This is a genomic window from Enterobacter sp. MGH120 (genome assembly GCF_001037725.1).
In the GTDB taxonomy this organism is placed as follows: Bacteria; Pseudomonadota; Gammaproteobacteria; order Enterobacterales; family Enterobacteriaceae; genus Enterobacter; species Enterobacter hormaechei_C.
In genome coordinates, this window is record NZ_KQ089940.1 from 3,430,832 (window position 1) to 3,453,578 (window position 22,747).

The window sequence follows — 22,747 nt, forward strand, 5'->3', positions numbered from 1 at the left end:
GCGCCAAACGCTTGACGGCTTCTTCCGTTTCTCTAAATTGTACAAGCGTGAGTTGGCGAGGTTTTGAACAGCCCCCACTCCACCACCGGTTCATTCCATCTTAATTTATAAGATTTACGAAGGATGTCGAAGCATGGAAATGGGTACTGTTAAGTGGTTCAACAACGCCAAGGGGTTTGGCTTCATTTGCCCCGAAGGCGGCGGCGAGGATATCTTCGCTCACTATTCCACCATTCAGATGGATGGTTACAGGACGCTCAAAGCCGGGCAGTCCGTCCGGTTCGATGTACACCAGGGGCCAAAAGGCAATCACGCCAGTCTTATCGTGCCCGTTGAAGCAGAAACGGTTGCATAGCTCTCTGATTCATTGTGTACACCCCGCAGGCAAAATGCCAGCCCGATCGGCTGGCATTTTTATTTTCGGGTTATTCCCGCGCCAGCGCATCCACCGGATCCAGCCGCGCAGCGTTTCGTGCCGGCAGCCAGCCAAACAAAATGCCGGTAAAGGTGGAGCACAAAAACGCGGTGAGGATCGCCATCGGTGAGAAGCCAATCTCCCACCCCGGTAAAAAGAGCTGGAGCGCGAAGGCGATCATCATCGAGAGCGCAATCCCCATCGCGCCTCCCACCAGACACACCAGCACCGCTTCAATCAAAAATTGCTGGAGCACATCGCTGGCTCTGGCCCCGACCGCCATGCGAATGCCGATCTCCCGCGTACGTTCGGTCACCGACACCAGCATAATGTTCATCACCCCTATCCCGCCGACGACCAGCGAAATCACCGCCACCAGCGTCAGGAACAGCTGAAGAGTACGTGTGGTCTTTTCGGCCGTTTTCAAGAGGCCGTCCATGTTCCAGGTGAAGAAATCCTTTTTCCCGTGGCGCAACGTTAACAGCCGCTCGAGCTGCTGTTCCGCCAGCGCGCTGTCGTAGCCCTCTTTCACTCGCACGGTAATGGAGTTGAGCCAGGACTGTCCCATAATGCGCCCGGAAATGGTGCTGTACGGCAGCCAGACGCGCAGGATCTTGCTGCTGCCAAACATGGACTGTTTCTCTTCCGCCACACCAATCACCGTGGCGGGCATGTTACCCACCAGGATCACTTCCCCCACCACACGGGTTTTATTGGGGAAAAGCTGTCTGCGCGAGTTAGCGTCTAACACCACCACCTGCGCCCTGCCCGCCAGCTGTTCCGCGTTGAAGGTCGCCCCTTCGCTGAAGGTCATGCCGTAGACGTTGAAGTAATCTCCGCTGACGCCGTTAGCGCTGGCCGCCACGTCGATGTTGCCGTAGCGCAGACGCAGGTTTTGCGACACGGCAGGCGTGGCGGAGTTCACCCACGGCTGCTTCTGAATAGCCGCCAGATCGTCGTATTTCAGCGCCTGCTGATACTGCGGCTCGTCGTCGCCAAAATCTTTGCCGGGGTAAACGTCGATGGTGTTAGTCCCGATGGCGCGAATATCCGCCAGCACCAGCTGTTTCGCCGCATCGCCCACCACCACAATCGACACCACCGAGGCAATACCGATAATGATGCCGAGCATGGTCAGCAGGGTGCGCATTTTGTTGGCCGCCATCGCCAGCCAGGCCATGGTCAGCGCTTCACGAAAGCCGCTGGAGAACTGTCCCCAGCCGGTGGACGCAGGTAAGGCTTCTTTCGGCGCCGCCGCTCTGGACTGACGTGGCGGCGGGTTGCTGACCAGCTCGCCGTCGTGGATCTCAATGATGCGTTCCGCCTGCGCTGCCACCTGCGGATCGTGGGTGACAATAATCACCGTATGCCCCTGATCGCGCAGCTGATGCAGGATCGCCATCACCTCTTCACCGGAATGGCTGTCGAGCGCACCGGTTGGCTCATCAGCGAGGATCACCTGTCCGCCGTTCATCAGCGCGCGGGCAATACTCACGCGCTGCTGCTGACCGCCTGAAAGCTGCGAAGGCTGATAATCAACACGCTCCGCCAGCCCAAGACGCGTTAACAGCGCCTTCGCGCGTTCAAGGCGTTTTTTGCGCTCGACGCCCGCATACACCGCTGGCACCTCCACGTTCTGCGCCGCGCTCAGGTGTGAAAGCAGATGGTAACGCTGAAAAATAAAGCCAAAATGCTCGCGACGCAGCTTCGCCAGCGCGTCGCCGTCCAGGGTGGAAACATCCGTCCCGGCCACGCGATAGGTGCCGCTGGTGGGCTTATCCAGACAGCCAAGAATGTTCATCAGCGTTGATTTACCCGAGCCCGACGCCCCGACAATCGCCACCATCTCACCGGCTTCAACGCGCAGGGAGATGCCCTTCAGCACCTCCACCGGCCCGTCGCCGGACGGATAGCTGCGACGAATGTCATTCAGCTCAAGCAGCGCCGTCATTGCGCGGCTCCGGGCAGGGTTTCGCTGGTGACCACTTCCTCACCCTCTTCCAGCCCTTTTACCACCACCACATCGGTGTCGTTACGTGCGCCAATCACCACTTCCCGCTCGCGGCTTTCGCCGTTGCGCAGCACTTTCACCTTGTAGCGATTGTCCCCGGCGGATTCACCCAGCGCGGAGAGCGGAACCGTCAGCACGTTTTTAACGCCGGTCAGCTGGATATGCACCTGGGCGGTCATGTCCAGACGCAGCACGCCCTGCGGGTTTGGCACCTCAAAACGCGCATAGTAGAAGATAGCGTCGTTGACCTTCTCCGGCGTCGGCAGGATATCTTTCAGCACCCCTTCATAGCGGGTTTGCGGATCGCCCAGCACCGTAAACCAGGCTTTCTGCCCCGGCTTAAGGTGAATGACGTCCGCTTCGGATACCTGGGCTTTCACCAGCATGGTGCTCATATCCGCCAGGGTCAGGATGTTCGGCGCCTGCTGCGCGGCGATGACCGTCTGGCCTTGCAGGGTGGTTATCTGCGTCACTTCCCCGGCCATTGGCGCAACGATTTGCGTGTAATCGAGGTTGGTTTTCGCCGTATCCAGCGAGGCCTGATTCCGTTTGATTTGCGCATCGATGGTGCCAATCTGCGCCTGCTTCACCGCCAGCTCCGTGGCGGCTGTGTCCAGATCCTGTTTCGAGATAGCCTGCGTTTTCGCCAGCGCCTGCTGGCGCGTCAGGGTGACCTGAGCGAGATTACGCTCCGCCTGAGCCTGCGCGCGCTGCGCGCGCAGCTCCATCAGCGTCGCTTCCACTTCGCGGATTTGGTTTTGCGCCTGCTCAGGATCGATCACGCCCAGCAGCTGGCCTTTTTTAACCTTATCGCCAATCTCAACTGACAGGGTTTTAAGCTGACCGCTGACCTGCGCGCCCACGTCAACCTTACGCAGGGCATCCAGTTTCCCCGTCGCCAGCACGTTTTGTTGCAGCTCGCCCGGACGAACAATCAGCGTTTGATACTGTGGTACCGGCGCGTTCAGTACCTTCCATAACCAGAATCCGCCCGCTAACACCACTACCGCCAGCAGCAGAAACAGCTTTCTGCGTTTTCCCTTCAGGTTCATAAATATTCCAAATAATTGTTCTGGCTATCATCACCGTTGATTTTATCTAAACCACTCCTCAACGAAACCCCCGATCCCCGTAATCGTCGGGAATTGTTTACCCGATGTTGATAAAGCGCCTGCTGAAATAGCGATATTCCACCAGAAGCAGGATCTAACATGTCTTCCATCGTCGATACACCTTATTCAACGCTGCCCCAGCCTAAATCGGGCTGGCAACTGTTTAAAAGCCTGGCATCGGGTTCCCTCACGCCGGGGCTGGCGTGGCAAAATCCGGCCTATCGACGTAAGTTTATGTTGCGCTCGCTGGCAACGCCGTTCACCACTGCGCGCCTGCTTGGAAACCTTGCAAAACAGCCCCGTCTGATGCAGATCCTGCGCGTGCAGCCCGGCCTGCCGTGCCGCCTGCACCGGCCGTGGCTGACCGTCAATATGGGCCGCCAGACTACGCTGGACGCACTGAACGATCACTATGAGATGATGAGCCGCCATCTTCCGGCGTCGCTGCTGAACGGCTACCTCTCCAGCCAGGGCATCACGCTGGTGACGTTAACGGGCAAAGAGGAGCAGCAGTTTAGCGTTCGCCTGAGCGCGGATGCGTTTCTGGACAAAGAAGGGGAAGCGACCCTCACTTTTTGCGACCACCAGAACACGGTGCTGGCCGAGCTGACCTTTACGCTGTGCACATACCAGGGCAAGCCAACGCTCTTCATCGGCGGAATGCAGGGGGCGAAAGCGCATGTCCCGCACGAGCACATTCAGCTGGCGACCAAAGCCTGTCACGGACTGTTCCCAAAACGTCTGCTGGTTGAAGCGGTCATGACGCTGGCAGGCGCCTTCCCGGTCGAGCAGATCCTCGCGGTGAGTAACGCCACCCACATCTACCGCAGCTGGCGCTATCGCAAGAAAAAAGAGGGAAAATTGCTGGCTGACTATGATAGCTTCTGGCGCTCCCTTGGCGGACAGCAGCAGGATAACGGCAACTTTGCCCTGCCACTGACCATGCCACGCAAACCGATGGAAGAGATTGCGAGTAAAAAACGGTCCGAATACCGCCGCCGCTATGCCCTGCTTGATAGCCTGATCCAACAGGTTTCGCAGGCGACTGCCCGTTAATCGGCCCTCCCGCGAGCCAGCCAGAGGACGCGGGAGAACATTTTACGCAGCAGCGTGGGCACCGACTCCACGCCTCGCCTGCCCGCTTCCGTCGCAACTTCAATGGCCAAATCCGGTTTTGACGACCGATGGATAGCTTTGGCAATCACCCGGCGCATATTCATGGGCACATCTACCGGGATCATCGCCACGCGGTGAAAGACGTCGTCAAATCCCTGGCGGTACATAAAGTGCTCCATGTCCATCGCAGGCAGCGCGGTCAGATGTTCCCGCTCCTCTTCACGATCGTTATTGAGCAGGCTGCGCACGGTCGCCGCATATTTTTTACCTGCCTCATCGCCATCCACCAGTACGTGCCACTCTATCCCCATCCGGCGCGCAAATTTGATCAGCGGTTTTAAGCCAGACTGAGCAAATTCGATCACTTTGATCCCTTCGGCATCAAAGTGGTGTCCGCACTGGCGAGCCAGCTCGTTTATCACCCAGGTTTCCGTTTCCCCTTCCACCAGCAACCAGCAGCGGGCAAACAGGGAAGAGGCACGGTTAAAACGGATATGAAACGCAATTCGTCGGCCATCTTCGGCATTTAACCCGCCGGGCCCGAGCCGGTAGGCGGTGACCCGCGAGGATTCACGCACCAGGCGGCAGACATACTCCACCGGCGTCAGAGAGAGCAGCTCTCCGGAATTCGTGGTGGTGACTCGCTGCAACGGCAGCAAATTAAGAAGATGCCACGCCACGGAAAGCATAATCGGGTGCAGCCGCGTTTCCGGATCTTCCACCAGCAGCAGCGGGCGCGCGTCCCGATCCAGGCGCACCGTCCCTTTCGCCTGTAAAAGCGTGGAGAATAATCCCAGCAGGATCACCCGATGCGTGCGCCCGCCGGGGCGGTCGATCATGCGGTTGATAATATCGAGATAGCGCCAGCTTCGTTGTTCATCGTGCGAGCGGCGACGCATCAGACGGTGGCGCGCCTGCCCCGTTCCCTGCTCGGAGAAATAGTGCTCCAGCAGTTGCACCATGGCAGACAGTCCCTGACGGATCTGGCCGTCGGTGAGGTTCTGCGGCCGTGAGACCAGTTCACGGGCGAGGAAATCCAGTTCGCGGGCGGTCACCTCCACCTCGGGCATATTCGGCACGGTGCCGTTACGGATCCGCCGCATAAAGCGCGCGTCTCGTAAGCGCAGCACGGGGGAGAGGCGGATAAGATGGCGGGCAAGCTCGTCAATATTATCGAGCGGGATCGGATTTCCCTTCTCATCAAGAAATTCACGCAGGGTTAACACCCCGTCGTTTTGCGCCATTTCGCCCTCAAGGCGATAGAAAATACGCTGGAAACCATCTTCACAGGGCACCCAGCAGGGCGACATAGGGCGAAAACGACGCACGCGATGGCGACCGGGCTCGGATTCGCGGAAGGTCAGAATGATATGCAGGTGTTTCTCGCGTCCGTTGACATCCCCCGGCGGAAACCAGAAGTCATCATGAACGAAGTGGTACAAGTTCTCTTCGGGCGAAAGTAGCAGCGTCAGGGCATCCAGCAGGCTGGATTTACCCCAGGCATTTTCGCCTATCAGGACGTTGTTCTGTTCCAGTTGCAGCGACAGGCGGTTAATCCCGCGAAACCCGACAATCTCCACACGTTCGAGTAGCATACATCCCCCGCAATTCGGCCACTTTTTCCTTCAAGTTATCAGCAGTATAGCGGCAGGCTGTGGGTCACGACAGCAGAATATACGCCCCTTAATTATTGGGCTATGCTCTTATTACCTCCGATCTGAACAAGGATTGACATCACATTGCCTTAAATCAAATTTAGTGAATTTATTTGAGTGGCGAAGGGATGTTGATGGTTTCAAAATACTGGCTCTTTGAGTCGTCATCCCTTTATGGCGATATAACCCGCGCGCAGGAATGGGCGCGGACGTTTATTATTGAGGTGGTTATGTTCAGAAAATTAGCGGCAGAATGCTTTGGTACATTCTGGCTGGTGTTTGGTGGCTGCGGTAGCGCAGTACTGGCAGCCGCATTTCCGGAATTAGGTATTGGCTTTGTCGGCGTCGCGCTGGCATTCGGCTTAACTGTATTAACCATGGCATTCGCCGTGGGGCATATTTCCGGCGGTCATTTCAACCCGGCCGTCACATTAGGATTATGGGCGGGCGGACGTTTCCCGGCGAAAGATATTATTGGCTATATTATTGCCCAGGTTATTGGCGGTATTATTGCCGCGGCGGTGCTGTACGTAATTGCCAGCGGTAAAGCCGGATTTGACGCCGCGGCCAGCGGATTTGCGTCGAACGGCTTCGGCGAACACTCTCCAGGCGGCTACTCGATGCTGTCTGCCATCGTGATTGAAATTGTGCTCACCGCAGGCTTCCTGTTGGTGATCCACGGCGCAACGGACAAATACGCGCCTGCGGGCTTTGCCCCCATCGCTATTGGTCTGGCGTTGACGCTGATCCACCTCATCTCCATTCCGGTGACCAACACCTCCGTTAACCCGGCGCGCAGCACCGCGGTGGCTATTTTCCAGGGCGGCTGGGCGCTTGAACAGCTGTGGCTGTTCTGGGTGATGCCAATTATCGGCGGTATTCTGGGCGGCGTGCTGTATCGCACCCTGCTGGAAAAACGCGATTAATTAAGTGCGGTCTGTAATGTCGGGTAGCGCTAAAGCTTACCCGACCTACGTTAGTGTGCACTTTGTAGGCCGGGTAAGGCGCAGCCACCACCCGGCTTTTTTTGTAGCTTTACCTCACAGCCTTTATTGGGTAGTGTCTCTGGCGCTTAACTGATACTCAAAAGGACCGGCTGTTCATGTTCTCAGGACTCCTCATCATTCTTCTGCCCCTGATTGTGGGCTACCTTATTCCGCTGCGTCATGAATCGGCCTTAAAGCTTATTAATCGCTTTCTCAGCTGGATTGTTTACGTCATTCTGTTCTTTATGGGGATCAGCCTGGCCTTCCTGGATAATCTGGCGACGAACTTGCTTTCCATCCTGCATTATTCTGCGGTTACGGTAGTGGTTATTCTGCTGTGCAATATTGCTGCGCTGTTCTGGCTGGAACGCACTATTCCCTGGAAAAATCACCACCATCAGGAAAAGCTTCCCTCCCGTATTGCGATGGCGCTGGAATCATTAAAACTGTGCGGCGTGGTGGTACTCGGTTTTTTACTGGGTCTGACCGGCTGGGCATTTTTACAGCACGCAACGGAAGCCAGCGAATATACGCTTATTTTCCTGCTCTTCCTGATTGGTATTCAGCTGCGAAATAATGGCATGACGCTGAAACAGATTGTCCTTAACCGCCGGGGCATGATGGTTGCCGTTATCGTTGTGGCCAGCTCACTGGCGGGGGGAGTGATTAACGCCTTTATTCTCGATCTGCCGCTGAAAACCAGCCTGGCGATGGCGTCCGGTTTCGGCTGGTATTCGCTCTCCGGTATTCTGCTGACCGAATCGTTTGGTCCGGTGATCGGCAGCGCCGCCTTCTTTAACGATCTGGCGCGCGAGCTGATAGCCATCATGCTGATCCCCGGCCTGGTACGCCGCAGCCGCTCTACCGCGCTGGGCCTGTGCGGGGCCACCTCAATGGACTTTACCCTGCCGGTATTACAGCGCTCGGGAGGGCTGGAGATGGTTCCTGCCGCCATCGTACACGGTTTTATTCTGAGCCTGCTGGTACCCATTTTGATGGCGTTCTTCTCAGCCTGATACTGCTTTGGCGGTAGTGAACCTGCCGCCAAAATTGCGCTAAATCAATAACCCTCCACTTAGTATAAGAAAGCACTTTTCTCCGTTGTGGCACAGGCATAACCTTAAACATGTATCTCAAATATAACTTTAACAGGTGTGATTATGTTTTGTGTGCAATGTGAACAAACCATCCGTACCCCAGCAGGCAACGGCTGCTCTTACGCGCAGGGTATGTGCGGCAAAACCGCAGAAACGTCCGATCTCCAGGATCTGCTGATTGCGGCGCTGCAAGGCTTGTCCGCCTGGGCCTTCAAAGCCCGTGAATATGGCATTGTTGATCACTATGTCGACAGCTTTGCGCCGCGCGCATTTTTCTCCACGCTGACCAACGTTAACTTCGATTCTCCACGCATTGTGGGCTATGCCCGCGAAGCGATTGCCCTGCGTGAAGCCCTGAAAGCGCAGTGCCTGAATGCCGACGCCAGCGCCCGCGTGGACAACCCGATGGCGGAGCTACAGCTGGTGAGCGACGACCTGGGCGAGCTACAGCGTCAGGCCGCAGAATTTACTCCCAATAAAGACAAAGCGGCGATTGGCGAAAACATCCTCGGCCTGCGCCTGCTGTGCCTGTACGGTCTGAAAGGTGCTGCGGCCTATATGGAACACGCGCACGTACTCGGCCAGTACGACAACGCTATTTACGCCCAGTACCACAAAATCATGGCCTGGCTGGGCACCTGGCCTTCCGATATGAACGCCCTGCTGGAATGCTCGATGGAAATCGGCCAGATGAACTTCAAAGTGATGAGCATTCTGGATGCCGGTGAAACCAGCACCTACGGCCACCCAACGCCAACGCAGGTCAACGTCAAAGCGACCGAAGGCAAATGCATCCTGATCTCCGGTCATGACCTGAAAGATCTCTACAACCTGCTGAAGCAGACCGAAGGCACCGGCGTTAACGTTTATACCCACGGCGAAATGCTGCCCGCGCACGGCTACCCGGAGCTGCGTAAATTTAAGCATCTGATCGGTAACTACGGCAGCGGCTGGCAGAACCAGCAGGTGGAGTTTGCCCGCTTCCCTGGCCCAATCGTCATGACCTCTAACTGCATCATCGACCCGACCGTCGGCGCGTATGACGACCGTATCTGGACCCGCAGCATCGTCGGCTGGCCGGGCGTGAGCCACCTTGAAGGCGACGATTTCGGTCCGGTTATCGCTCAGGCGCAGCAGATGGCAGGCTTCCCGTACAGCGAAATTCCGCACCTCATCACCGTCGGTTTTGGTCGTGAAACCCTGCTGGGTGCGGCGGATTCCCTGATTGACCTCGTCAGCCGTGAAAAACTGCGTCACATCTTCCTGATCGGCGGCTGTGACGGCGCGCGCGGGGAACGTAACTACTTCACCGATTTCGCCACCCGCGTACCGGAAGACTGTCTGATCCTGACCCTGGCCTGCGGTAAGTACCGTTTCAACAAGCTGGACTTCGGCAACATCGAAGGTCTGCCGCGCCTGGTGGATGCGGGTCAGTGTAACGATGCATATTCAGCCATCATTCTGGCGGTCACGTTGGCAGAGAAACTGGGCTGCGGCGTGAACGATCTGCCGCTGTCGCTGGTGCTCTCCTGGTTCGAGCAGAAAGCGATCGTTATCCTGTTGACCCTGCTCTCTCTCGGCGTGACCAACATCGTCACCGGGCCGACCGCGCCAGGCTTCCTGACGCCGGACCTGCTGGCCATCCTGAACGAGAAATTTGGTCTGCGTTCTGTGACCAACGTTGAAGATGATATGAAGCAACTGCTGAGCGCGTAAGGAGTAACTCATGACCATGCCAACCTCACAATGTCCGTGGCGGATGCAGGTTCATCACATCCATCAGGAGACGCCGGATGTGTGGACGCTGTCGCTGCTGTGCCATGACTATTATCCGTACCGCGCGGGCCAGTATGCGCTGGTGAGCGTGCGTAATTCGGCGGATACTCTGCGCGCCTACACGATCTCCTCCACGCCGGGCGTGAGCGAGTACATTACGCTCACCGTTCGTCGTATTGATGACGGCGCAGGATCCGAGTGGCTGACCCGGGACGTGAAGCGCGGGGATTACATCTGGCTGTCTGACGCGCAGGGCGAGTTTACCTGTGACGACAAGACGGAAGATAAATTCCTGCTGCTGGCGGCGGGTTGTGGCGTGACGCCGATTATGTCGATGCGTCGCTGGCTGGCGAAATACCGTCCTCAGGCCGACGTGCAGGTGATTTTCAGCGTTCGTTCCCCGGAAGATGTGATTTTTGCCGAAGAATGGCGCAACTATCCGGTGACGCTGGTGGCCGAGCACAACGCGACGCACGGTTTTGTCGCGGGGCGCCTGAGCCGCGAGCTGCTGCAAAGCGTGCCGGATATTGCGAACCGCACCGTGATGACCTGCGGCCCGGCGCCGTACATGGAGATCGTGGAGAAAGAAGTGAAAGCGCTCGGCGTGACCCGCTTCTTCAAAGAGCAGTTCTTCACGCCTGTAGCGGAAGCGGCGACCAGCGGGATGAAGTTCACGAAGCTGCAACCGGCGCAGACCTTCTTTGGGCGGGTGGGCACCACGCTGCTTGAAGCGCTGGAAAGCAACAACGTACCGGTGGCGGCGGCCTGTCGCGCCGGGGTGTGCGGATGTTGCAAGACCAAAGTGGTTTCCGGTGAGTACACGGTCACCAGCACCATGACGCTGACCGACGCAGAAATCGCAGAGGGCTATGTGCTGGCATGTTCGTGCCATCCGCAGGGCGATCTTGTGCTCGCATAATCTGTCGCGGTTCACCTGTAGGCCCGGTAAGCATCAGCGCCACCGGGCTTTTTGCCCATGCAGGCCAGCGCATTTGCCTTTGGAACCCTGTAGGCCCGGTAAGCGTCAGCGCCTCCGGGCTTTTTGCCCATGCAGGCCAGCGCATATGCCTTTGTAACCCCTGTAGGCCCGGTAAGCGTCAGCGCCACCGGGCTTTTTGCCCATGCAGGCCAGCGCATTTGCCTTTGGAACCTCTGTAAGCCCGGCAAGCGTCAGCGCCACCGGGCTTTTTGCCCATGCAGGCCAGCGCATTTGCCTTTGGAACCTCTGTAAGCCCGGCAAGCGTCAGCGCCACCGGGCTTTTTGCCCATGCAGGCCAGCGCATTTGCCTTTGGAACCTCTGTAGGCCCGGTAAGCGTCAGCGCCACCGGGCTTTTTGCCCATGCAGGCCAGCGCATTTGCCTTTGGAACCTCTGTAGGCCCGGTAAGCGTCAGCGCCACCGGGCTTTTTGCCGGGTGGCACTACGTTTACCCGGCCTACATTGTGCCTACGGCCTGTACGGCAGTGAACCGTGGCTAAAGGCATGAGCAAATCAGGCAAGATTTCTAAGCTGCCTGCCCGGCAGTGAACAAAACACGCTGGCGCGTGTCGGTGTCGCCGTATTTCTAAGCTGCCTGCCCGGCAGTGAACTGAAGCAATCTACATCTATCCCTTTGTCTGATAAACCAATACCTCAAAAACTCCCTCCAACCCCTTTTTTATTCCCCTTCAGCCTAACCATATAAAATCAACAACTTATGCACCATCAGGAAAAAAGGGTCTGCAAACCCGCTTCCTCCCGCCCCAACCTCAGCCCGCTGGCGGCGCGTCGCGCAGAAAAACCACCTGTACTTAAGGAATACTGAGCAGGCAATACAGCGACTTTCTTCTAAGCTTGTAAGCGATATCACAAAAAGGAACGGACAACCATGAAACAAACTGTGGCTGCATACATAGCGAAAACCCTTGAGCAGGCTGGCGTAAAGCGTATCTGGGGCGTCACTGGCGATTCTCTGAACGGACTCAGCGATAGCCTTAACAAGATGAAAACTATTGAGTGGATGCCCACCCGCCATGAAGAAGTCGCCGCCTTTGCCGCCGGTGCCGAAGCGCAGCTTACGGGTGAACTCGCCGTCTGTGCAGGTTCCTGCGGACCGGGAAACCTGCACCTCATCAACGGTCTGTTCGACTGTCACCGCAACCATGTTCCGGTGCTGGCGATTGCGGCTCACATTCCGTCATCTGAAATCGGTAGCGGCTATTTTCAGGAGACGCATCCGCAGGAGCTGTTCCGTGAATGCAGCCACTATTGCGAGCTGGTCTCATCGCCGGAGCAGATCCCACAGGTGCTGGCGATAGCCATGCGTAAGGCGATCCTGAATCGCGGGGTTTCGGTGGTTGTGCTGCCGGGGGACGTGGCGCTGAAGGCCGCACCTGAAACCGCCACCACCCACTGGTACTCTGCGCCCCAGCCAACCATTACCCCTGCCGATGAAGAGCTGAAAAAGCTGGCGCAGCTGCTGCGATACTCCAGCAATATCGCCCTGATGTGCGGCAGCGGCTGCGCCGGCGCGCATAAAGAGCTGGTGGAATTTGCCGGTAAGCTGAAGGCGCCAGTTGTGCACGCCCTGCGCGGGAAAGAGCACGTTGAATACGATAACCCGTACGATGTCGGCATGACCGGGCTGATCGGTTTTTCCAGCGGCTTCCACACCATGATGAACGCCGACACGCTGATCCTGCTCGGCACCCAGTTCCCGTACCGCGCGTTCTACCCGACGGATGCCAAAATTATCCAGATCGACATTAATCCCGGCAGCATCGGCGCGCACAGCAAGGTGGATATGGCGCTTATCGGCGATATCAAATCCACCCTCGCCGCCCTGCTGCCGCTGCTGGAAGAAAAAACGGACCGCAAATTCCTCGATAAAGCCCTGAGCGATTATCGCGATGCGCGCAAGGGGCTGGACGATCTCGCCAAACCGAGCGAAAAAGCGATCCACCCGCAGTATCTGGCGCAGCAGATCAGCCACTTCGCCGACGACGATGCCATCTTCACCTGCGACGTAGGAACGCCCACCGTCTGGGCCGCGCGCTATCTGAAAATGAACGGCAAACGTCGCCTGCTTGGGTCGTTCAACCATGGCTCAATGGCCAACGCCATGCCGCAGGCGCTGGGCGCAAAAGCGACGGCACCGGAACGTCAGGTGGTGGCGATGTGCGGCGACGGCGGGTTCAGTATGCTGATGGGGGATTTCCTGTCGGTGGCGCAGATGAAGCTTCCGCTGAAAATCGTGGTCTTTAACAACAGCGTTCTGGGCTTCGTGGCGATGGAGATGAAGGCCGGAGGCTACCTCACGGACGGCACCGAACTGCACGACACCAACTTTGCCCGCATCGCCGAAGCCTGCGGTATCACCGGTATTCGGGTGGAGAAAGCCTCAGAGGTGGACGACGCCCTGCAACGCGCCTTCGCCATCGACGGCCCGGTGCTGGTGGATGTGGTGGTCGCCAAAGAAGAGCTGGCGATCCCGCCTCAAATCAAGCTGGAACAGGCCAAAGGTTTTAGCCTCTACATGCTGCGCGCCATCATCAGCGGGCGCGGTGACGAAGTGATCGAACTGGCAAAAACCAACTGGCTCAGGTAAAACATTTCACAAGACCTCTTAGATTAAAGGGATGTGAAATGATTGATTTACGTAGTGATACCGTTACCCGTCCGAGCCGCGCCATGCTCGAAGAGATGATGGCCGCCCCGGTCGGGGACGACGTCTACGGCGATGACCCGACGGTCAACGAACTCCAGCGCTATGCGGCAGAGCTGAGCGGTAAAGAGGCTGCCCTGTTCCTGCCCACCGGCACGCAGGCTAACCTGGTGGCGCTGCTCAGCCACTGCGAGCGCGGCGAGGAGTATATCGTCGGCCAGGGGGCGCATAACTACCTGTACGAAGCCGGCGGTGCGGCGGTGCTTGGCAGCATCCAGCCGCAGCCGATTGACGCCGCGCCGGACGGTACGCTGCCGCTGGACAAGGTCGCGGCGAAAATCAAAGCCGATGATATTCACTTCGCCCGCACTAAACTGCTGAGCCTCGAAAACACCCATAACGGTAAAGTCCTGCCGCGCGAATACCTGAAAGCGGCATGGGACTTTACCCGTGAGCGCAAGCTCGGCCTGCACGTTGACGGCGCACGTATCTTCAACGCCGTGGTGGAGTACGGCTGCGAGCTGAAAGCGATCACCCAATATTGCGACTCGTTCACCATTTGCCTCTCTAAAGGGCTGGGTACGCCGGTAGGTTCCCTGCTGGTTGGCAGCGCGGACTACATCAGGCGCGCCAACCGCTGGCGCAAAATGACCGGCGGCGGGATGCGTCAGGCGGGTATTCTGGCGGCAGCCGGACTGTACGCCCTGAAAAATAACGTGTCACGCCTGAAAAACGATCACGACAATGCAGCGTGGATGGCAGCGCAGCTGCGTGAAATCGGCGCTGATGTCATGCGTCACGACACCAACATGCTGTTTGTCCGCGTCGGCGATGAGCATGCTGCCGCGCTGGGCGACTTTATGAAAGCCCGTGGCGTGCTGATTAACGCCTCCCCGGTCGTGCGGCTGGTGATGCACCTTGACGTTAACCGCGAGCAGTTGACCGAGGTGGTGAAACACTGGCAGGCATTTTTACAGCGTTAAGGAGCATACCGTGCCGCAACGTATTCTGGTGCTCGGCGCCAGCGGGTATATCGGTCAGCATCTGACCACTGCGTTAAGCCAGCAGGGGCACCAGGTGCTGGCAGCGGCACGCAACACGGAACGCCTGCAAAAGCTACATTTGCCTGGCGTGACGTGTCACAACGTTGACCTTAACTGGCCGAAAGCGCTTCCTGCGCTGCTGGAAGGGGTCGATACGCTTTACTACCTTGTCCACAGCATGGGCGAAGGCGGCGATTTTATCGCCCACGAGCGTCAGGTGGCGATGAACGTTCGTGATGCGCTGCGGCAAACGCCGGTGAAGCAGGTGATTTTTTTAAGCTCGCTCCAGGCACCTGAGCACGAGCAGTCAGACCATCTGCGCGCCCGGCAACTGACGGCAGAAACGCTGCGAAGCGCCCATATACCCGTCACCGAACTGCGGGCGGGGATCATCGTCGGCGCGGGTTCCGCCGCATTCGAAGTGATGCGCGATATGGTCTACAACCTGCCCGTGCTGACGCCGCCGCGCTGGGTACGCTCACGCACCACGCCCATTGCGCTGGAGAATTTACTCCACTATCTGGTGGCATTGCTGGATCACCCGGCGGAGCAGCATCGCGTGCTGGAGGCGGCAGGCCCGGAAGTGCTGAGCTATCAGGCGCAGTTCGAACATTTTATGCGGGTGAGCGGCCGCCGCCGCTGGCTGATCCCCATCCCTTTCCCGACCCGCTGGATATCGGTGTGGTTTTTGAATGTGATCACCTCCGTGCCGCCGACGACCGCCAAAGCGCTGATCCAGGGGCTGAAGCACGATCTGCTGGCGGACGATCGCGCGCTGCGCGCCTTAATCCCTCAGGAATTGATCCGCTTTGACGACGCGGTGCGCAATACGCTGAAAGAGGAAGAGAAGCTGGTGAACTCCAGCGACTGGGGTTATGACGCGCAGGCGTTTGCCCGCTGGCGGCCCGAGTACGGCTATTATCCGAAACAGGCGGGCTGTACGGTAAAAACCACGGCCAGCCTGGCAGCGCTGTGGGAAGTTGTGAACCAGATCGGCGGCAAAGAGCGCTATTTCTTCGGCAATATTCTGTGGCAAACGCGCGGCGCGCTGGATCTGCTGGTCGGTCACCGGCTGGCAAAAGGCCGCCCTGCCCATCCCTGGCTGAAGGTGGGCGATACCGTCGACAGCTGGAAAGTGATTATTGTTGAGCCGGAAAAACAGCTGGCGCTGCTGTTTGGCATGAAGGCGCCGGGGCTGGGGCGGCTCTGCTTCACCCTCAAGGACAACGGCGACCATCGTGAACTGGACGTTCGGGCATGGTGGCATCCGCACGGAATGCCGGGTCTGTTTTACTGGTTGCTGATGATCCCGGCACACCTGTTTATCTTCCGCGGAATGGCGAAACGGATTGCGCAACTGGCAGAAGAAAAGCGGGAAAATAACTAAATAAAACTCTTAATCTTTCACCTTTCCCATTGCAACACATCGTAATTCACGAAAGAATGCGCACGAAATTCTTTTCAACACAGTGGATTGTTATGAAGGTACTGGTTACCGGGGCGACCAGCGGCTTAGGCCGAAATGCGGTCGAGTTTCTGCGCAACAAAGGCATCAGCGTGAGGGCCACCGGTCGCAATGAGGCGATGGGTAAGCTCCTGCAAAAAATGGGCGCTGAATTTGTCCATGCCGATCTGACGGAACTGGTCTCCTCTCAGGCCAAGGTGATGCTCGCCGGTATCGATACGCTGTGGCACTGCTCCAGTTTTACCTCTCCGTGGGGTACCCAGGAAGCCTTTGATCTCGCCAACGTGCGCGCCACGCGCCGTCTGGGCGAATGGGCCGTCGCCTGGGGCGTGCGTAACTTTATTCATATCTCCTCCCCGTCGCTCTATTTCGACTATCACCACCATCGTGATATTCAGGAAGATTTCCGCCCGGCGCGCTTCGCCTGTGAGTTTGCCCGCAGTAAAGCGGCGGGCGAAGAGGTGATCGACCTGCTGGCCCAGTCAAACCCGCACACCCGCTTTACCGTGCTGCGTCCGCAGAGCCTGTTTGGGCCGCACGACAAAGTCTTTATCCCGCGACTGGCCCAGATGATGCACCACTACGGCAGCGTGCTGTTACCGCGCGGCGGCGATGCGCTGGTGGACATGACCTATTACGAAAATGCCGTTCACGCCATGTGGCTGGCGAGCCAGCCGGAATGCGATAAGCTGGTGTCGGGCCGCGCGTACAACATCACCAACGGCGAACCCTGTACCCTGCGCAGCATTGTGCAAAGGCTGATTGACGAGTTAAAAATCGACTGCCGGATCCGTTCCGTTCCTTACCCGATGCTGGACATGATTGCCCGCAGCATGGAGCGCTTTGGCAGTAAATCGGCGAAAGAGCCTGCGCTGACGCATTACGGTGTGTCGAAGCTCAACTTTGATTTTACGCTGGATATTTCGCGGGCGGAGAACGAGCTGGGATATAAACCGATTGTATCGCTGGATGAAGGGATAGTGCGTACGGCTGCGTGGTTACGGGATCACGGGAAGTTGCACCGGTAAGCGTTCCAGCCTCATGTAGGCCGGGTAAGCGCAGCGCCACCCGGCAAAAAACAGAGAGTGCGTACTGATGCCTTCACCCCGGCCCTCTCCCACAGGGAGAGGGTGCAGACACTAAAACGGCAACCCTGGGGGTTGCCGTTTGCTGTTTATAAGGCCGTCCAGGCTTCAGCCCATGCCAGACCTGCGCCAGGTTCATAGTACGTCGGCGCATTGTTACACCAGCCGCTGTACGGGAACGGTTTGCACTGGAACAGTTTACCGTGGTTGTTCACGATATCACCGGCGTTGTACTTGCTGTTCGCGCTCCATGCCGGGTAAGACGTATCTTCTCCGGATGGCGTTGCCGCTTTCGCTTTCACGTTCAGCAGGTAAGACGTGGTGCTGCTCAGTTCGCCATCGCTGACGGTCAGGCTCACTTCATACTGCTGCGCCGTCGCAGACTCTGGCGCTGTAAAGGTCACAACCGCTTTGTCCTGACCGGTAACAGTCTGACCATCCTGGGAACGCCAGGTATACGTCAGCGTGTTACCATCTGGATCGGTAGAGCCTTCGGCGCTCAGAGAAACCTGCGCACCCGCTTCCACTGCACCGATCGGACCGGCAATCTGCGCAACCGGCGCGTGGTTCACCACAACCGGCGTTTCATCCGGCGTTGGGGTTGGTGCCGGCGTTTCATCGCCAGATGGCGTCGGTGTTGGCGTGACCGGCGTTTCGTCCGGGGTCTCGGAAGAACCCTCGTCGTTAACAATTTTCACGTTAAAGAAGTGCTGCACGCACTTGCTGTAGTCACCGTCTTTAAATGCGCTGAACGGGGTCTGGTAACCCACCAGCTGGCAAGAGTAGGTTTTGCCGTCCGGGGTATCCGCGCTCCATCCCCAGTCCTGTTCCCAGTAAATCTTCAGAGCGCCTGCGCCACCTTCGTCGAACTGCTTCATGTTGGCGCAACCCAACACTTCGTTCGCCGGAACAGGCACTTTCAGGTAGTTCGCGAACTCTTTGTAATACTTGATACGGTTTTGAGACTGCGCAATTTCAGTCGGGCCGCCGCACTCAACGCCGCCGTTGATGATCTGGGTGGTCACACCAAAGCCCGGAACCAGACCGTTGGCTTTATCGTGGTCGTTCGGCTGCCATGTACCGTCGATCACCTGCAACATGCTTGGTTTTGGCGGCTGCGGATAGGCGAAGAAGAAGATCGCACTCGCCAGGTTCAGCCAGGTGTCCGCCACCAGCTCAGGTTTGTCGAGCAGCGTACGCACGTCACCGTACATCGCTTCAGAGAATGGACCGTAGTTGTAATTGTAGGACAACTGTTTCGCACCACGACCGAAGTAGCTCAGGAAATCGCCGTCTTTATCTTTACCGCAAGGCCAGGTCTGCCCCTGCCAGACGTCCGGGTTACATTCGCCGTTATAACCGCCCTTCTGCCCTTCGCTCCAGCCCATTTCACGTACGTGGACCAGCGCCTGACGCCATTCGGCTTCCGGACGCCAGCTTTCGTGGCCGCCGGTCTCCTGGGCAAAGTGGGCAAACATGGTGGCCAGCTCTTTGCGGCAGATGGCGTCGCTGTCACGACCGTCATTGTAGGTCTTACACAGCGCCGGGAATTTACCCACGGCTTTCAGGAAGTTGCTGTAGGTATAGGCCTGCGCGCGCAGCGGGAAGAGATATTCCCAGTCGCTGGCTTTCACAATCCCTTCAACGCGCTTAACGTTGTCCGGGTTCGCCGCCCGGCCTGGCTCAATCAATTCAACCTGCGCGTTATCCAGCGTCTGGATGGTCTCTTTAACCGAAGCCATCAGCGGGAAGTCCGTCAGTTCCTTCTCTTTCTTCGCCAGATCGCTGGCTTTGATGGTGTACGGCTCACTGCTGGTCTCCTTCAGGTTAGCAGCCTGAGCCATGAGTGGCGCCACGCAGGCTCCCGCAATGAGTACACTCAGTAACGTCCTTTTGTTCACTTCAGTTTTCCTGTTCGTTTAAAATTAAATGTTAAAATCCCGGCTTAGGTATTACTCCGTTAATACATAAACCACATTCAGCTGTTTTCACTTTTCGAAGAACACCTTCAGGAATTCTTCAAAAATAAAAAACGTTAATAACGTGCTGCTAATTTCAGTTGCTGATATTTGGCCCAGACCTTATGGGCATATTTCATCCTCTGCGGATAATTTTCTTTTTTCAGTCCGGCGTTATACGCGCCAACGGCTTCCCAGTTATAGCCATACACCCTGATCATCCCGGCAAGGATAGAAGCCCCGACCATGATCGAGGTACACGGCTCCGTGATTAACCGGTATTCGTCGATTCCTCTGCTTTCCAGCGCTGTAAAATGCGAACTGTTGATTTGCATCAGCCCGACATCCCGCGTGCCATCGCGGTTTTGCCCAACCGCATACGGGTTCATTCCGGATTCCACATTCGCTATCGCGTACAGTAAATAAGGGTCGACATGATAATAATGCGCCGCTTTATTCCAACAGTTTGCCAGAGCGCTTTGGCTTATTATCAATAACAACAAAATCAACTTTTTCATTTTTACCTGCTGACAGTTTCGGTTATTTCTCCTTACCAACATCCTGTAAAATGAATTTTGAATCACTCCCCCTCTAAAAGGGGGAGTCATTAATGGGTTAGATTATTTGCAGTCTGTTGATGCGCCTTCTTTTACCCATACGTCGCTGTTGGCTGGATTATCACCACGGGTCCACCATTTCGCACGGTAAACGTTTCCTTCATAGGTGGTGGTGTCGCCGCCGTTGTAGACCAGGTCAGAACGCCAGTTCATCTTCACGTTGCTTACCAGCTCCCATGCATCCACACCGAAGCCAGGCTGATTGCCCTGAGTCCAGTACTTCGCTTTCCACACCAGATGGTCGAAGCTTACGGTATCGCCACCGTTGTAGATTTTGCTGGATTCCCACGCCGCATATTTGCTGGCGTTAGCATCCACAGGTGCATCGCAGCTCCCTTTGTCAGACGGTGGAGTCACATCATCAGCCGGAGGGGTAACGTCATCCGCCGGGTTAGTGTCTTCGTCATCTGGCACAGGTGCAGGCGCCGCTTTCGGATTCACGGTGACCTGGACGTTAGACTGCACGCTGGTCTTACCGTCGCTCACCACCACGCTCAGGGTGTAGGTAGACGTCGAGCTCACTTCCGGCGCAGTGATGTTCACGTTCGCGGAGTCAGACCCGGTAGCGTGCATATCTGCTGGTACACTCCAGGCGTAGGTCAACGCATCTCCGTCTGGATCCGCGGCCTGGGCATGCAGCGCATAGGTTTCACCTGATTCAAGCGTGATCGCTTCCATTGGGTTTAAAACCGGTGCCTGGTTAGCTTTCGGCGCCTTGTTCACCACCTGGATATCAATCGCGTTGCTCAGGCCTTTTGCATCGGTCACCGTCAGGCGGAACACCATGGTCTGGTCGGACGTCGCGGCGGCAACGTTAAAGGTCGCTTTCGCTTTGGTGCTGTTGGTGATGGTGACCGACGGACCAGAGACCTGAGTCCATTTGTAGGTAATCGCATCGCCATCAGGATCGCTTGAAGCAGAGCCATCGAGCGTGACGGTTACCGGGCCAGACACGTTCTGGTCGGCAGAGGACGCGATTGGCGCGTGGTTGGTGACCACCGGATCAACCGGCGTAGCGTCGCCGCCCAGCAGGCTTTCGTTCATCGCGTTCAGGATGTCACCGGTGTCAGAGTCGATAGACCATGCGAACAGGCCACCCAGTTTATTCGCCAGAACATACTTACCTTTCGCCGTGGTTGAACGCGCATCTTCATACGTGATCAGGTCGCCGGTAGTTTTGTTGAAGACGTAAGGGGCTTCCGCATCAGCGTCGTAGCCGTATTCCCAGCCTGGTTTGCCTTTGTATTCGTTAACGATCTGACGATAGTCAACCACGCCGGGTTCCCAGGTCCCTTTCACCATACCTGTAGCGGTGCCGGTGAATGGATTGTTACCGGTGTAGCCATGCACGCCGGTCCAGCCGCGGCCATACATTCCCGCACCCACCACGATCTTGCCTGGTTGTACGCCCTGGGAAAGCAGCGCGTTAACGCCATTTTCAGTGGTGTAGTCAGTGTCCGGACGCCATGCTGGCGCGCGCAGCGCCGCCTGGTGGCCGAGAACGGTGTTGCTCCAGCCGCCGTAGAAGTCATAGCTCATCAGGAAGATGTGGTCGAGGTACTGCTGAGCGGCAGTGTAATCCACGTCTTCGATCTTATCGCGGCCTGCACCGATGGCGCTGGTCAGTTCATAGGTACGGCCCGTCTGTGCAGACAGCTCGTTCAGCATGGTGCGCAGGTCGTGCATCAGCGCGGTATAGGTCGCTTTATCCTGCTGCGGATTGCCCAGGTTTTCGCTCACACCGCCGCCGCCAGGGAATTCCCAGTCGATATCCACGCCGTCAAAGAATTTCCAGGTCTGGAGGAACTCTTTCACAGAAGAGACAAAGCGTGCGCGGATAGCCGGGTCACCCATGTGGAAGAAGGGATCGGAGAGCGTCCAGCCGCCGATAGATGGCAGCACTTTCAGGTCCGGATGCGCTTTTTTCAGCGCCATCAGCTGGCCAAAGTTACCTTTATACGGGTCGTCCCAGCCGGAGACGCCAGCCTGTGGTTTTTGCAGCGCAGCCCATGGGTCGTGGATCGCCACGGTATAGTCAGGTCGGCCCTTACAGTCGTTCTGGAGCACGCGGAAGCTGTTGCCGCCTTCAATGGTTTTCAGGCCGTCGTTGATGCCGTCACCGCCACAGATTGGAATGAAGCCGTAAAGAATGTGGTTGAGGTTTGCCGCAGGGATCTTATCAACCGGGAAGTTACGGTCATAAACGCCCCACTCCGGGAAGTAGGCCGCAACCACTTTATCGGTATGCTTCGCAAACGCTTTGTTATTCTCTTTGAGAGACGTATTCAGCGGCAGCAGGTGGCTACCGTCGGTGTCTGCCACAATAATCAGCTTGCTGGCGCTTTTCGCACAGCCGCTGGCGTTACAGACTTCAACCTGTTCCTGATAACGCCCGCCTTTTTTCACTTTAAACGTTGCAGAGCCCGTCGCGCCGGCTGCGCCGGTCCATACGGTTTGTCCGTCCAGCAGAACTTTCGCTGAAGTTGGCGCATCACCACTCCAGACGTTCCACTCAACTTTTACATCCACGCCATCGTTATGCACTTTGACAAGATTGTTATAATCCTGGGCAGCCTGATCCACTTCCACCAGGGCAAATTTGTCATTGCCATAGCCGATCGTCGGTGCACCTGGCGCTGCTGCAAATGCGGAGCTGGTTGCCGCCGCAATAAAGAGCGCCAGATATTTTGGCTTCATAAATTTCATTTTTATTTCCTGATAAATTTATTCGTAACGTAATAACCCATGTCTTCCGTGAGATCATGGAT

General features: G+C 57.1%; 17 protein-coding genes. 11 read left to right on the plus strand and 6 right to left on the minus strand.

Annotated features, from left to right (window positions below):
• Positions 1-133: 133 nt before the first annotated feature.
• Complete coding sequence (gene cspD, locus SK54_RS16050; protein ID WP_006809408.1) at positions 134-355, plus strand: cold shock-like protein CspD; 222 nt, start codon at positions 134-136, stop codon at positions 353-355.
• A gap of 70 nt (positions 356-425) precedes the next feature.
• Here the strand turns inward: cspD and macB are convergent, their stop codons facing one another.
• Together macB and macA are read right to left on the minus strand one after the other, a co-directional pair.
• Positions 426-2,366 carry a macrolide ABC transporter ATP-binding protein/permease MacB gene (gene macB / locus SK54_RS16055; RefSeq protein ID WP_015570984.1) on the minus strand — a complete coding sequence of 647 codons (1,941 nt, stop codon included), beginning with the start codon at positions 2,364-2,366 and terminating at the stop codon, positions 426-428.
• Positions 2,363-3,478 (minus strand): macrolide transporter subunit MacA, encoded by a 1,116-nt coding sequence (macA, locus tag SK54_RS16060; RefSeq protein ID WP_015570985.1) that lies wholly within the window; start codon positions 3,476-3,478, stop codon positions 2,363-2,365. The genes macB and macA overlap by 4 nt, the downstream gene beginning before the upstream one ends.
• 159 nt (positions 3,479-3,637) lie before the next feature.
• Between macA and SK54_RS16065 the strand changes: the two genes are divergently transcribed.
• Positions 3,638-4,594 (plus strand): VirK/YbjX family protein, encoded by a 957-nt coding sequence (locus SK54_RS16065; RefSeq protein WP_017693707.1) that lies wholly within the window; start codon positions 3,638-3,640, stop codon positions 4,592-4,594.
• Here the strand turns inward: SK54_RS16065 and SK54_RS16070 are convergent.
• Positions 4,591-6,249 carry an ATP-dependent endonuclease gene (locus SK54_RS16070; protein WP_017693708.1) on the minus strand — a complete coding sequence of 553 codons (1,659 nt, stop codon included), beginning with the start codon at positions 6,247-6,249 and terminating at the stop codon, positions 4,591-4,593. The two genes, SK54_RS16065 and SK54_RS16070, sit on opposite strands and share 4 nt — an antisense overlap.
• A 290-nt stretch (positions 6,250-6,539) precedes the next feature.
• Here SK54_RS16070 and aqpZ point away from each other — a divergent pair, with 290 nt between their 5' ends.
• The 9 genes from aqpZ to SK54_RS16115 all read left to right on the plus strand — a co-directional run bounded on the left by aqpZ (position 6,540) and on the right by SK54_RS16115 (position 17,347).
• On the plus strand, positions 6,540-7,235 hold the full coding sequence (gene aqpZ, locus SK54_RS16075) for an aquaporin Z (RefSeq protein ID WP_026080729.1): 696 nt from the start codon (positions 6,540-6,542) through the stop codon (positions 7,233-7,235).
• Positions 7,236-7,411: 176 nt separating this feature from the next.
• Positions 7,412-8,311 carry a LysO family transporter gene (locus tag SK54_RS16080; protein WP_015570988.1) on the plus strand — a complete coding sequence of 300 codons (900 nt, stop codon included), beginning with the start codon at positions 7,412-7,414 and terminating at the stop codon, positions 8,309-8,311.
• A gap of 144 nt (positions 8,312-8,455) precedes the next feature.
• A complete protein-coding gene (gene hcp, locus SK54_RS16085; protein WP_017384847.1) occupies positions 8,456-10,108 on the plus strand; it encodes a hydroxylamine reductase in 1,653 nt (550 codons plus the stop codon).
• A gap of 10 nt (positions 10,109-10,118) precedes the next feature.
• Entirely contained in the window at positions 10,119-11,087 is a 969-nt protein-coding gene (gene hcr / locus SK54_RS16090; RefSeq protein ID WP_023303384.1) for an NADH oxidoreductase, read from the plus strand.
• 421 nt (positions 11,088-11,508) lie between these two features.
• Positions 11,509-11,646 (plus strand): hypothetical protein, encoded by a 138-nt coding sequence (locus SK54_RS22585; protein ID WP_154294646.1) that lies wholly within the window; start codon positions 11,509-11,511, stop codon positions 11,644-11,646.
• A 389-nt stretch (positions 11,647-12,035) separates the two neighbouring features.
• A complete protein-coding gene (gene poxB / locus SK54_RS16100) occupies positions 12,036-13,754 on the plus strand; it encodes a ubiquinone-dependent pyruvate dehydrogenase (protein ID WP_032653119.1) in 1,719 nt (572 codons plus the stop codon).
• A 38-nt stretch (positions 13,755-13,792) separates the two neighbouring features.
• Complete coding sequence (gene ltaE, locus SK54_RS16105) at positions 13,793-14,794, plus strand: low-specificity L-threonine aldolase (RefSeq protein WP_032670227.1); 1,002 nt, start codon at positions 13,793-13,795, stop codon at positions 14,792-14,794.
• Between the two features lie 10 nt (positions 14,795-14,804).
• Positions 14,805-16,241 carry an SDR family oxidoreductase gene (locus SK54_RS16110; protein WP_039271219.1) on the plus strand — a complete coding sequence of 479 codons (1,437 nt, stop codon included), beginning with the start codon at positions 14,805-14,807 and terminating at the stop codon, positions 16,239-16,241.
• Positions 16,242-16,333: 92 nt separating this feature from the next.
• Positions 16,334-17,347 carry an NAD-dependent epimerase/dehydratase family protein gene (locus SK54_RS16115; RefSeq protein WP_017384852.1) on the plus strand — a complete coding sequence of 338 codons (1,014 nt, stop codon included), beginning with the start codon at positions 16,334-16,336 and terminating at the stop codon, positions 17,345-17,347.
• A 146-nt stretch (positions 17,348-17,493) separates the two neighbouring features.
• Here SK54_RS16115 and SK54_RS16120 read toward each other — a convergent pair whose 3' ends face one another.
• The 3 genes from SK54_RS16120 to SK54_RS16130 form a co-directional block, all read right to left on the minus strand.
• A complete protein-coding gene (locus SK54_RS16120; protein WP_045343698.1) occupies positions 17,494-19,305 on the minus strand; it encodes a glycoside hydrolase family 19 protein in 1,812 nt (603 codons plus the stop codon).
• 134 nt (positions 19,306-19,439) lie between these two features.
• Positions 19,440-19,880 (minus strand): type III secretion system invasion protein IagB, encoded by a 441-nt coding sequence (gene iagB / locus SK54_RS16125; protein WP_017384854.1) that lies wholly within the window; start codon positions 19,878-19,880, stop codon positions 19,440-19,442.
• Positions 19,881-19,982: 102 nt separating this feature from the next.
• A complete protein-coding gene (locus tag SK54_RS16130; RefSeq protein WP_032647856.1) occupies positions 19,983-22,685 on the minus strand; it encodes a glycosyl hydrolase family 18 protein in 2,703 nt (900 codons plus the stop codon).
• Positions 22,686-22,747: the final 62 nt, after the last annotated feature.